We start from the raw sequence: 13,974 nt of genomic DNA, 5'->3' as shown, positions 1-13,974 counted from the left end.
TTAAAAAAAATCTCCACTATTAATAAGCAACAGTTACTTCGTGATATTCTACCATAGTCGAGTTCATTGCCGCTTTGGCGATATACAATTTGTCAGCAGTGAAACAGAGAATTCCCTTGAGATACCAGTAGCGATTGGCTGAGCTTTCCATTTTTGCATAGCGGGATTGTAGATGTATAGATTCATGGTTTGCCAGTCTAGCAGCCAGATAAGGTCTTTGTACACCACCACTGTGCTCATGGTAGAAGCTGAAGTGTAATTAAATGACAGTCTTGTAGACCTGATTGCCCCGAGATGTACCAACTTCTGGAGCCATGGCGTTGAGGGAACGTCCGGTCTTGCCAGATAGTAATCTTCATTAGGCTAATGATTTTCCGAATGCAACGTCATTTCGATATGGTGTATGCCATTTTCCATTTTAATGGATTGGCCGTGACGTACTTTGCCATTAACTTTTGAAAGTTGCATATTGTCTGGCGCAACAACGGTCGCGCTACTACCAACTGGTATCGCAACTTGCATCCGGAGCATATCTTGTTCCAATGTCCAGTCAACGCCAACGGGGCCGTAAGGGCTATCTATAGTCGATTTTACCCAGGTTATGCCTTTCGGTATCTGCGGCGAGATGCGCACGTGCTGATAGCCCGGTCTTTTTTCATCGACACGTATACCGCCTAATGCTTGATAAAACCAGGTGCCGATGCCGTTATAACAGTTATGGATACGGCTTCGTTCTCCGTTCCAGTATTCCCAGGTGGTGGAGGCACCCTGATCGATCATATGTAAATAACCCGGATAATCACGCTGCTTTAGCATGGTATACATAAAATCCGCTGCCCTGTTTTCTATCGCCCATTGCGTCAATATCGGCACACCCACAAGTCCTACGGCGATGTGATTCTGATGCTTTTCGGCAGTAGTGCGGTAGAGTTTGTCTTTAACCTGTTCAACACGGTCAGCAGGTGTTACACCAACCAACATGGGGTAAGTCATATCAAGCTGCGATCCGGTCGAGTAGGTATTTTCAACTGCATCAAAAAAGCGGTGATGTAAGAGTTCATTCAGCTGACCCCTACGCTCCGCAAACATCTGGGCATCTTGGGTCTCACCCAATGTTGTCGCAATTTTCTCCATGGCGGCGAAACATTCACTCACGGCGCAGTTATTTACCAGGCTAATGGAAGACGGATTGCTGGAGTCGACACCTATTGGTGCAAGCCAGTCCCCCAAAAACCAGTCCCGGTATTTGGTATCTGGCCATCGCTGTAGGAGACCCTCTACGGTATATTTGTCAACATACGAAAGCCATTGTTTCATCTGAGGATAATAACGCTGTATGAGGCGCGGGTCATTATAATTAACATAAGTACGCCACGAGGCCATGATCATAAAGCTACACCAATAAGGACCGCCGCCGCCAGCCCCGGGGTTTGGTGCCACATGGGGCAGACTTCCGCCTTCCCGCATGGAATCGGCCCAGGCCTGTAGCCAATTGGTATAAAGTGGTGAGACATCGTACATGGTCTGTAAGGTATTCGTTGACGAAATGCCATCTCCTCCATAGCCCGCCCGTTCAAGATGCGGGCAGTCTACCATATAACCGCTAAAGCTGAGACAGCGCATCGTATACTGAATCATATCGTGTATCGCATTTAGATCGGGATCGGAACATGAAAAGGATGACGTCGTCTTAAAATCGGTATGGATGAGATATGCTTTGATATCTTCGGCCTTGGGAGCTATAGGTAGGTTCGAAATCCGAACATACTGAAAAGCATGATGGTTGAACCGGTTTCGAAACACTTCGGCATCCCGCCCGGTAGCAATGTAGATATCCTGCTGGCCTTGATCCAGGAAGTTTCCCTCCTGATCGAGAAAGTCACTATATTCCAATACGACCTCCTGCTTGTCCTCCAGACCGCTTAATGCGATTTCAAACCAGCCATTGAGCGCCTTACCCATATCTACGAGCCAGGTGCTGTCGCGGAGCTGCTTGATCGCTTTCGGAGTAAAGGTCTGCTGAATTTTATTAGGTTCCGTCATCTGAGGCGAAGCTATATGTGGTAGTATTTCGACAACCTGCACATCTTGCCATGATCTGCGGTCTAAGGTACCCTTCTTCATATCAACGGGATTGAGGCCCGCATCTACCCGCTCGCCACCAAATTGAAGTGCTCGCCATGTACCTGTATCGCTGTAGCCGCTGGCTGATCCTTGCCAGGAAGCATCGGTAGCGAGGAATGTAGTCCAACGCTTATTTTTTTCGAGCACATCCAGCTGTGCTTTTACGAGTGCCCCGTCAAATTTAACATCAAACCCGGTTGTTGGCTTATACCACCCTGTTCCCAACCATAGTACGATTTCATTATCGCCTTGACGAAGGTAGGCACTTATATCGTAGGTGGTGATGAGCGATCGCTTATCCAAGTGTGAAACGGCCGGAGACAGGACATCATCGCCAACCTTCATACCGTTGATATATACCTCGTAATAACCCAGTGAATTGATATGCAAAAAAGAGGTCTTCAATTGATCGAGAAAAAAGCCTTTTCGGAGCAAAGGGCTTTGGACCGCAGCGAGTCCAATGTAATCGCCCTGGATCCTTTCGTTGTCGATGATACCCACACCAAAGCGTTCAATATCGCTCCAGTCCGACACCTCACCTTTGGCATTCCACACACGCACACGCCAGTAGCAGAGGCTGCGTGAGGTAAGCGGTTTTCCACCATAAGGTATCATCACCGATGCGTCTGATTTTACCTTTCTGGAGTTCCATAGATCTGCCACGACATGCTTATGTAAACTTATGCTATCGGTCGCTACTTGAATTTCATAATAAGCCTGTTGCATCTGCCCATTTGTATAAGTTATCTTCCAACTAAAGTGCGGTCGTAAGTTATCTATCGCATGTGGCCGGATCAAATTTTCACAACGTAGACCGGATACAGATATCCGAGAAGGGCTTGCGTTACCTATCAACGGGCAAAGGATAAGGAAAAGAAGAATATAGCATATGCTATACGATCGACGTCTCGGATATAAAATAATCATGGTGTACAGATTGGATGACGCAAATATATTGATGAACATTCGGCTTTTACCCCTGAGCGGGACCTTTGGTAAATCTTTCTTTTTTAAAAATACTTTAAAATATTAATAATCAAATAAATATAACCAAAAACCAGTACACAATTGGTAAAGAGCAAATCGTGGGAAAGAACGGATAATAAAAGTATATTTCGTAGGTTTGTAGGTAAAGGACCAAAATTATAGATACGCGTGTTGAAAGTGAAAAGAATTTTATTAACCATTCTCTGCCTATTATCTTCTTGCCTTGCTGTGTACGCCGATACGGAGATAGACTCCTTATTGAAGGAGCTGGATCAGACTATTGCTGATCGTAAATTGTACACATCGCTTAAGGAACAAAAGATAGACGACATCAAAAAAATGCTGACAAAGCAAAGTTCACTTGAAGATAGATTTCATCTGCACACTAAAATTATTGAGGAGTACCAGTCATTTATATGTGATTCTGCACTGGCCTATATTGATCGAAATATAACGATCGCCAACGTATTGCAGAACGAGATTTATCTGGTAGAGAGCAAGCTGAAACTCGCATTTGTACTGTCACTATCAGGCCTATTTACGCAGGCACGGGAGGTGTTCGATGTGATAGATTATCACAAATTACCACAGCACCTAAAGGCATTATATTGCTGGGATTACATTCGCTATAATGAAAATCTACTCAAATACACCGACAATCCTACTTACGGACAGATCTATATAAAAGAGAACCGACGATATCGGGACAGTTTGATGCAAATGCTTGGAAAGGATACGGATATGTATCTGAAAGAAAAGTCCTTCCAATTGAAAGGAGATGGAGCATATGCGGAATCGGCTCAGATACTGACTGTACTGTTCGAACAGGAGAAGCCCGGCTCGCATAGCTATGGTATGTCGGCAATGGCGCTATCCATGATACACCGTGAACTTAAAAATACGGAGCTCGAAGTAAAATATCTCCTTTTAGCAGCGATTACGGATGTTAAACTAGCCGTCAAAGAAAATGAATCCTTACTGACGTTAGCTATCCATCTGCATAAAAATGGGGATGTAAATCGGGCGTATAATTACATACAGGCCTCATTAGAAGATGCCAATTTTTACAACTCCCGGTTTAGAAATGCAGTGATCTCCCGTACCCAGCCTATTATAGAGGCAACATATTTAGCCAAAATCGAAGAACAGAAAAAGAATCTGCGGATGTATGCGCTTACGTTAAGCATTTTTGTGGTTATCTTGATCTTTACGCTTTACTTTTTATATAAGCAGGTGAAGATCGTATCAAGAGCACGAAAAAACCTGAAACAGATCAATACCCAATTGATTTCCGTAAATCAAAAATTAGACGAAGCAAACTTGATCCGCGAGAGATACATTGGATATTATATTAACCAATGCGCCGTGTACCTCGATAAGCTAGATGATTACCGAAAGCAAGTGAATCGCAAAATCAAAGCAGGACAGATTGATGACCTACAAAAGCTGACTTCCTCTACGCGGACGCTCGAAAAAGATGCACAAGAGCTTTATGAGCATTTCGACAGCACATTCTTTGAAGTGTATCCCAACTTTGTGGACGAGTTTAACGCGCTTTTACGAGAAGAAGAGCGGTATCAACTTAAGAAAGACCAGCTAAACACCGAACTACGTATTTTTGCGCTCATCCGTTTGGGGATAACCGACGTCAATCAAATTGCCATCTTTCTTCGTTATTCTATACAGACCATTTATAACTACAAGAGCAAAGTAAAGGGAAAAGTACTTGCCGACAGTGATAATTTTGATGAAAAAGTGAAGAAAATAGGGGGTTTTGAAGCCAAATAAGTTCTATTTAATTTACCAACTCGAATCCCACAAAGACAATCAAAAAGCTATAAAACAATAACTTACAACTAAAACAGATTAAAATCGTTTACTAAGACGCCTACTTGATGCTACAGGTGGGCGTTTTGCTGTATACATTTGTTTGTGCAAAGTGTACAGAGGCCCTGACCCGAAATACGGAAGCGTATTTTAAGTTTGTAATCTGTGTAACGTGCATCCTTTTATAAATTATTTATAAACCAGATATGAAATGTTCGCTGCAATATGCAGCAATGTTCCGTACGATCATTAACAAGAATCGCATAGTAGAACGACACGTGCACGCTATATCAATAGGCACGGATCTACGCGACACCTGATAATAAACGATAACGAATTACAAATGAAAAGAACCCTAGCTACAATTTGCTTATTTTCCCTTTTTCTATCCACGGGGATACGTGCTTATGCACAACAGATCACACCCTTCAAAGAAGATGATCGTGTGGTATTCCTGGGCAACAGTATTACAGACGGGGGGCATTACCATGCCTATATCTGGCTGTACTATATGACACGCTACCCACAGATGAACCTGTTGATACAGAATGCAGGTATTGGAGGTGATCGGGTGATCGAAATGCTAAAGCGTCTAGACGGGGATGTATTCAGCAAACAGCCGACAGTACTTATCACCACCTTTGGTATGAATGATTCGGGTTATCTCGAATACAACGGGCCGGAGCCTGAAAAATTTGCAGACAGCAAAGTCAAGGAATCTTTTGAGGCTTACAAACAGATGGAAAAGCGTTTTCAAGGTCTTCCGGATACGAAAATAGTATTATTGGGGAGCTCTCCGTACGACGAAGAGGCGGTCATTGCAGACAATACTCCGCTCAAAAACAAGAATAAGGCAATGTTGCGTATTGTTGATTTTCAAAGAGCGTCGGCTAACCAAAATAAATGGGAGTTTTTTGATTTCAACCAATCTATGACCGATATCAATAGAAGGTTTCAGAAAACGGACGCCAGTTTCACGATATGCGGAAATGACCGTGTACATCCCGACACCGACGGGCATATGGTGATGGCTTATCTCTTCCTGAAAGCACAGGGGTTTGCCGGAAAAAAAGTAGCAGAAATAGCAATTGATGCTTCCAAACAGCGTATCATCTCGTCTGCCAACTGTACGTTATCCGACATCAAAAAAAATGCGACAGGCATCAGTTTTGACTACCAAGCGAATGCACTACCTTACCCTCTAGATACCATCCCTAGGGGATGGGGCAGCAAAAAGAGCCAGTCTGATGCGATAAAAGTCGTTCCCTTCATAGAAGAGATGAACCAAGAACTTTTAACTGTTACCGGACTCCAAAGCCGTCATAAATTATTGATAGACGACGAAGTGATAGGTGTGTGGTCGGCCGCCGACTTTGCCAAAGGTATCAACCTGGCAACACACACCAATACGCCACAGTACCAACAGGCGCTACGGGTAATGCATCTAAATGAGGCGCGTTGGGAGATCGAGCGGCAGTTTAGAGATTACGCCTGGGTACAGTATAATTTCTTTCAGCCCCGCGGTCTGCTCGATGCGAATAATCGAAAAGCAATCGAGGTACTCGATCAACATGTAAGTACGGACGGATGGCTGAGGGCCAAGCGGGATCTATATGCAAAAGCGATGTTTCCTGAAGTTAGAAATGCATGGCGGGGGCAAATGGACTTGTTGCTGGATGCCATCAAAGATGTAAACACACCGAAAAAGAGAACACTTAGTCTCGTACGCGTAAAGTAACGGACACGAAAATAGTATGATAAAAATTATAAGTATTACGCTTTTTACCACGCTGCTGCTGTTTGCCAAAGCCTATCCGCAACAACCCTACTTTGTAGACGGATACCACGGCGGCATCTACGGACATTACCCCATGTGGGTGACGCAGTTTATGCTCGACAAACTCGCCAAGCATCCTGAGTGGAAATTAGGCTTGGAAATAGAGCCCGAAACATGGGATAGCGTGCAACGTAATACACCCGACGCGTACCGTGGTTTTAAACGGATCGTAACGGATCAGCGAATTGAGTTTACAAACCCGACCTATGCGCAGCCATACTGTTACAACATTTCAGGAGAGAGTATTATCCGACAGTTTTCCTACGGCATCAAAAAAATGCAGGAACATTTTCCTGAAGTGAATTATACAACCTACGCGGTCGAGGAGCCTTGCTTTACCAGTAGCTTACCCCAGATATTAAATCAGTTTGGGTTCAAGTATGCGGTTTTAAAGACACCGAATACCTGTTGGGGGGGCTACATGAGGGCACACGGAGGACAGCTAATAAACTGGATCGGTCCCGACGGCTCATCAATACTTACGGTACCTCGCTACACCAGTGAAGCATTGGAGAAGAACTCCACCTGGCAGACAACGGCCTGGAACAATGCCTTGTCTTTTTTGCAAGCGAGCACTGCACAAGGAATTACGAATCCTGTAGGAATGTGTTACCAAGATGCAGGTTGGCGCAATGGCCCCTGGCTCGGACACGGCGACCATATCAAAAATAAATCTGTCTACGTAACATGGAAAGAATATATCGAACAGATCTCTGCCGGAAAAACGGACGACAACTGGCATTTATCCCAAGAGGACATTTTGGTTAATCTGATGTGGGGCAGTCAGGCCCTGCAACGGATCGCTCAAGCGGTGCGCAAATCTGAAAATAAGATCGTGATGACGGAGAAAGTAAGTGCTATGGCAAACATCGACAACCAATACATTCCGGCAAAAGATCGTATGGATGACGCATGGCGCACGCTTATGATGGCACAGCACCACGATTCCTGGATTGTGCCGTACAATAAATTGGATAAAGAGCAGACCTGGGCACAGGCTATAGACCGATGGACCGACCATACGAATAGGCTATCGGACGTCATCGTAGCAGAGGCCATGGAAAGTTATCATGACACGAACCACCGAACGGATCAGCTGGGGTATATTCGGGTTTTTAACACCGTTGGTACAAATAGAGCGGAGGTCGTGCGGGTGGAAATACCACAGCAGTACAGCACCATGTCAGTCGGTCTGTTCAATAGTAAGAATGAACCCGTTCCTAGTGTATTGCTGCAGGAAGATGAAGGCTTGTTTCTCACATTTAGGCCAGCGGTTTCCGGATTTGGTTATTCGACATATGCCTTACGGACAGAAAAACAACGCGATAACAAGCGCCAGGGCATAAGATTCAGTGCACAGGGGGATTGTATCATAGAAAATGATCGGTATCAGTTTACACTTGACCGGTCTAAGGGGGGAACAATTAAAAGTCTTGTCCTTAGACACGCCAAAAACAAAGAATTTGCAAACCTGGACACCACATACCGCCTGGGTGAAATAGCGGGCCACTTTTATGATGAACAACAGCTCTATTCATCAAAACAACAGGAGGCACGTTTTACGGTACTCCAAGACAACGATTTTCTGAAGCAGGTAAAAGTGGAGGGCACCATCGCTTCACATCCTTTTACGCAAATAATAACGCTTGAAGCGGGGCAAAAGCGTATAGACTTTGACTTGAAAATCGATTGGGAAGATAATGTGGGGATCGGAGAGTACAAACAGGAACACAACTGGACCGATAACAGAAGAGCGTATACCGATGATCGGTATAAGTTAAAAATCATGTTTCCCAATAGTTTGACCTCCCCCACACTTTACAAGAATGCACCGTTCGACGTATGTGAAAGTAGACTGGAAAATACATTCTTCGGAAAGTGGGATGAAATAAAGCATAACGTTATCCTGAACTGGATTGACTTAACGGAGGAAGATAATGAATATGGATTGACGGTATTATCTGATCATACAACCTCGTACGTTTGTGCCCCCGAATACCCATTAAGCCTTACTGCGCAATATTCGGGTATCGGACTGTGGGGTGTAAATTATGGTATAACGGAGGCGTTGCATATGAAATTTGCGCTGGTACCGCACACCGGGAAATGGGATGAGGCCAATATCCCTCTCGAAAGCGCCTCTTGGAACGAACCTCTGCTAGCGGGGTATCACACCAAGGTGGCGTTGAAAGACAGAACATTTGTCGATACGCATGCATCAGGCTTTGAAATAAGCACAATGCAAGTAGAAGGCGAAAACATCTTGCTTCGTCTGTTCAATTCCACCGGCAATCACAAACCGCAACGGATAACATTGCAGTTTCCCGTATCACGCATTCAAGAAGTCTTATTAAATGAACAAATAGTACAGCAGGTGCCTTTCGAACAGCACGGGGATCGCTCTATGGTGGATATTACTATGCCGCGCTTCGGAATAAAAACACTTTCCATACAAAAAACAGATAATTAATAACATAATGACACAAAAAATCACATCCTGTATCCTGGTCTTTTTTGGGTTTTGGTTAAGCTGCTGCTCTAATCCAAAAGAGCCTGAGTTCTTACCCGCACAGTATGTCAACCCATTTATAGGAGCGAGCACCAGCGTGGGGGCCGCCGGGGTGTACCATGGATTAGGTAAGACCTTCCCGGGAGCCACAACACCCTATGGCATGGTACAGGTCAGTCCAAATACCATTACAGGTGGCGACAATGGCTCAGGTTATAGCGATGAGCATCAAACGATCGAAGGCTTTGCTTTTACGCAAATGAGTGGTGTAGGCTGGTTTGGAGATCTGGGGAATTTTCTGGTGATGCCGACTACAGGAAAGTTGAAAACAGTGGCCGGAAAAGAAGACGGCAATATTGCCGGCTATCGCTCGCATTACAGCAAAGAGACGGAAATTGCACAAGCGGGCTATTATGCGGTAAATTTGAGTGATTACAATATAAAAGTCGAGACTACGGCTGCTCCACACAGCGGCATGATCCGCTTCACCTTTCCCCAAAACAAAGAATCGCGGATACAAATTGATTTGGCGCGCCGTGTCGGGGGTACATCGACCAAACAGTATGTACGCAAAGCAGATAGCCATTCGATCCAGGGATGGATGCGGTGTACACCTGAAGGGGGTGGCTGGGGAGATGGCGAAGGTAATGCCGATTACACCGTATATTTTTATGCTCGTTTTAGCAAGCCGCTGGACAACTACGGCTTCTGGAGTGCGGATATTAAAGCAGACTGGAGTCGGAAGCGAGACGATGTGGTAGCTATCCCCTATTTAAAAAAAGTGGACGAGGCAGATATAATTGTTGGCCAAACCCAATTGGAAGGCAAGCATCTGGGATTCTTCTCTGAATTTGAAACGCAAACTGATGAAGTGGTTACATTACAGGTCGGTATTTCGTTCGTGGATATGGAAGGAGCAGAAAAGAACTTTAAAAGGGAATTAGCAGGTAAGGAATTTGATGCCGTCAAAGCGGAAGCTACCTCTTTGTGGAATCAGGAGTTGAGCCGGATTAAGATACAGGGCGGTACCGAAGAGCAAAAGACTATTTTTTATACGGCCCTCTACCATACCATGATCGACCCCCGCTCCTTCACGGATGTAGATGGACGTTATATCGGTGGAGATAAGCAAATACATAAGAGTACAGGATTTACAAAACGAACGATATTCAGCGGTTGGGATGTTTTCCGAAGTCAGTTTCCCTTACAGACGATTATAAATCCAAGGTTAGTGAGTGATCAGCTAAATTCCCTGATTACGCTTGCCGACGAGTCTGGAAAAGGGTACTACGAACGTTGGGAACTACTGAATGCTTACTCAGGATGCATGATTGGCAACCCTGCCCTATCGGTACTTGCAGATGCGTATGTGAAAGGTATCCGCGACTATGATCTGGAAAAGGCATATCAGTATGCTGTACAGACCTCCAAGAAATTTGGCAACGACAAGCTGGGATACACAGGGCCACCATTTAGTATTTCCAACACCCTAGAGTACGCCTACACGGACTGGTGTATTGCACAGTTGGCAGAAGGTCTCGGAAAGAAACAGGAGGCCGCGCTTTTCCGTCAGAAGGGACAGGCGTATCACCATATTTTCGACCAGGAAAAAGGGTGGTTTCGTCCAAGAACGAATGATGGCTCGTGGGAAGCTTGGCCTGAGCAAGGGAGAACGAAAGAATGGTACGGCGCTATTGAATCAAATCCATACCAACAGGGGTGGTTTGTACCGCATGATATTCCGGGAATGATCGCGCTCATGGGCGGCCGCGACAAGACTCTTGCAGACTTGACGAATTTTTTCGAAAAGACTCCGGAGCATATGCGCTGGAACGATTATTATAACCATGCGAATGAACCTGTACATCTGGTTCCCTTTCTTTTTAATCATCTCGACGCGGCATGGATGACCCAAAAATGGACGCGCCATATCTGCGAAACGGCCTACAAGAACTCGGTAGAAGGTATTGTCGGCAATGAAGATGTGGGACAAATGTCGGCTTGGTATGTGCTGGCTGCTGCGGGAATACATCCCTCATGCCCTGGAAGTACGCGCTATGAAATAACAAGCCCGCTTTTCGACGAAGTAACGTTCAAAACCGATCCAAAGTATTTTTCGGGAAAACCTTTTACCATCAAGGCGCACAACAACACAGCCGAAAATATATACATACAAAAAGCATTGCTAAATGGAAAACCACACGATAAATGTTATTTAGATTTTCAGGAAATGGTTTCCGGCGGAAAACTCGAACTGTTTATGGGCAAGGAGCCTAATCCAGAGTGGGGAGTCCAAAAGAAAATATAGCACAGGATGAATACGAAATTTTTAATTTGGATAACGGGTGCCTTACTGGGTATAGGTTGCGGTTATTCGCAGGAGAGTGATTTGGTAAAGTATGTGAACACCTTACAGGGCACGGATTCAGAATGGGCACTATCCTATGGAAACACCTACCCTACAGTCGGTTTGCCATTCGGAGTACATTTCTTTTCGGCGCAGACCGGAAAAAACGGAGATGGTTGGAAATATCGGTATCAGGACAATACAATTAGGGGCCTTCAACAAGTGCACCAATGTAGTCCATGGATGAACGACTACGCTGTGTTTTCCCTGATGCCGGGTGTCGGAAACCTGATCGTTGACGAAGAGGCAAGGGCATTGCCATTTCATCATAGCAACGAAATAGCGAAACCGAATTATTACGCCGTAAAATTTGATAACGGTATAAAGGCAGAAATCAGTCCGGTCGAGCGCGGGGGACATATGCGGTTTAGCTTTCCGAAAAAGGAGAAAGCGCATTTAATAGTAGACGGATTTTTGAAAGATAGCGAAATAAAGATCATTCCCCATGAACGTAAAATTATTGGATATGTAAACAATGGCCGTTTTGTTCCCGAAAATTTTAGAAATTATTTTGTTTTAGTTTTCAACCAGGATTTTAAGGCTCATGGTACCTGGCAAAATACAAATGGAGAAATAAGGGCGGGCAATACGTATGATGCAGGTAAAGGCATAGGTGCTTATCTGGAATTTAAGTCCGGCGCGAAGGTAGAGGTCAAGCTGGCCTCCTCGTACATCAGTCCCGCACAGGCGGAATTAAATCTGGAACAGGAACTAACAGGCAACAAAGATTTTGAAGTCACCCAGAACAAGGCGTTTGCGATCTGGAACAAGTTGCTAAACCGTGTCGTCGTAGAGGGGGGGACAGAAGAAGAGAAAGCGACCTTTTATTCTTGTTTGTTCCGCGCAAACCTCTTCTCGCGCAAATTCTATGAGATCGATGCAACAGGTAAGCCCTACTACTATAGCCCCTACGACGGAGCGGTACATGATGGTTACATGTATACCGATAATGGATTTTGGGATACGTTCCGTGCGCAATTTCCCTTGAGCAACATCTTGCATGAGGAGATGCAAGGCAGATACATGCAATCTTTGTTGGGCGCGCAGCGGCAAGCAGGCTTCTTCCCTACCTGGTCTAACCCAGGCATGTCTGGCGTAATGATCGGAAACCATGCCATCTCCCTATTAACCGATGCCTGGGTAAAAGGTATCCGTACTTTCGATGCGGATAGCGCACTAACTGCTTACTATCATGAAGCGACAAATAAGGGTTTCTGGGGAGGATCTAATGGAAGAGAAGGCTGGGAAGACTATTTCACCAAGGGGTACATTCCGTATGGCGACATACATGAGAGCACAGCCAAGACACTTGAATACGCATATGATGATTTTTGCGCGTATCAATTGGCCAAATTAACGGGTAATACATTCTATGAAAATGTGTTTGCCCGACAAATGTATAACTATAAAAACGTATTCGATCAGAATGTCAATTTTGTAAGGGGACGATTGGCCGATGGCAACTGGCTTCCCGACTTCGATCCCGTGGAGTGGGGTGGCCCTTTTACTGAAGCCAACGCCTGGCAATATACCTGGTCTGTTCTACATGATATTAATGGACTGATCGATCTCATTGGAGGCGAGGAAAGTTTTAATACAAAATTGGATTCCTTCTTTACAATGGAGCAGACGATTAAATACGGTAGCTATAAACAGGAGATCCATGAAATGCGGGAGATGCTGTTGGCAAAAATGGGCCAATATGCCCATGGAAACCAACCTACACAACACGTCGCGTACCTCTATAATTATAGCGGACAACCCTGGAAATCGCAAAAGCAAGTTCGCCTGGTTATGTCAAATTTATACAATGCAACCGAAAGGGGCTATCCGGGCGACGAAGATCAAGGTCAGATGTCCTCCTGGTACGTGCTTAGCGCTTTGGGAATCTACAGTGTTTGCCCGGGGACAGACGAGTATGTGATCGGAAGCCCCCTGTTCGAGAAAGCGACCATTACCTTGGAAAATGGGAAACGTTTTGTTATCCAGGCGACAAACAATAGTGCGGAAAATGTCTATATCCAGTCGGCGCATTTGAATGGAAAGCTTTACGATAAGAACTTTATTAAATATGAAGATATCATGAACGGAGGAGAACTGAAATTCGTTATGGGCGAAACGCCGAAGATGAATCGGGGGGTCTCTAAAGAGGCAAGACCATTTTCGTTGAGTAAACTAAATTAAGAAGCATGCCAACATAATTTAAAAACCAATGCTGTCGAAAGCTAATAGCTTGAGCAGCAACACATAGTCATTATAAACCATTGTAATATCATTGTTATA

The 13,974-nt window shown here is 44.8% G+C and carries 6 protein-coding genes; 5 read left to right on the top strand and 1 reads right to left on the bottom strand.

What is annotated here, in order from left to right:
* Window positions 1-363: 363 nt before the first annotated feature.
* The gene (locus FAZ19_RS02395) at window positions 364-3,051 is read right to left on the bottom strand and encodes a family 78 glycoside hydrolase catalytic domain (RefSeq protein ID WP_136818999.1); all 2,688 of its coding nucleotides are present in this window, start codon (window positions 3,049-3,051) and stop codon (window positions 364-366) included.
* Between the two features lie 237 nt (window positions 3,052-3,288).
* Here FAZ19_RS02395 and FAZ19_RS02390 point away from each other — a divergent pair, with 237 nt between their 5' ends.
* The 5 genes from FAZ19_RS02390 to FAZ19_RS02370 all read left to right on the top strand — a co-directional run bounded on the left by FAZ19_RS02390 (window position 3,289) and on the right by FAZ19_RS02370 (window position 13,875).
* Complete coding sequence (locus FAZ19_RS02390) at window positions 3,289-4,899, top strand: DUF6377 domain-containing protein (protein ID WP_136818998.1); 1,611 nt, start codon at window positions 3,289-3,291, stop codon at window positions 4,897-4,899.
* Window positions 4,900-5,281: 382 nt separating this feature from the next.
* Complete coding sequence (locus FAZ19_RS02385) at window positions 5,282-6,676, top strand: SGNH/GDSL hydrolase family protein (RefSeq protein WP_136818997.1); 1,395 nt, start codon at window positions 5,282-5,284, stop codon at window positions 6,674-6,676.
* Between the two features lie 16 nt (window positions 6,677-6,692).
* Entirely contained in the window at window positions 6,693-9,245 is a 2,553-nt protein-coding gene (locus FAZ19_RS02380) for a glycoside hydrolase family 38 N-terminal domain-containing protein (protein WP_136818996.1), read from the top strand.
* A 7-nt stretch (window positions 9,246-9,252) separates the two neighbouring features.
* Window positions 9,253-11,592: a GH92 family glycosyl hydrolase gene (locus FAZ19_RS02375; protein ID WP_136818995.1), complete on the top strand. Its 2,340-nt coding sequence runs from the start codon at window positions 9,253-9,255 to the stop codon at window positions 11,590-11,592.
* A 6-nt stretch (window positions 11,593-11,598) separates the two neighbouring features.
* Window positions 11,599-13,875 (top strand): GH92 family glycosyl hydrolase, encoded by a 2,277-nt coding sequence (locus tag FAZ19_RS02370; RefSeq protein WP_136818994.1) that lies wholly within the window; start codon window positions 11,599-11,601, stop codon window positions 13,873-13,875.
* Window positions 13,876-13,974 lie beyond the last annotated feature (99 nt).

This window comes from Sphingobacterium alkalisoli, assembly GCF_005049105.1.
GTDB classification, from domain to species: Bacteria; Bacteroidota; Bacteroidia; order Sphingobacteriales; family Sphingobacteriaceae; genus Sphingobacterium; species Sphingobacterium alkalisoli.
The sequence above is the reverse complement of the archived record's forward strand: the minus strand, read 5'-3'. Positions and strand labels throughout refer to the sequence as shown.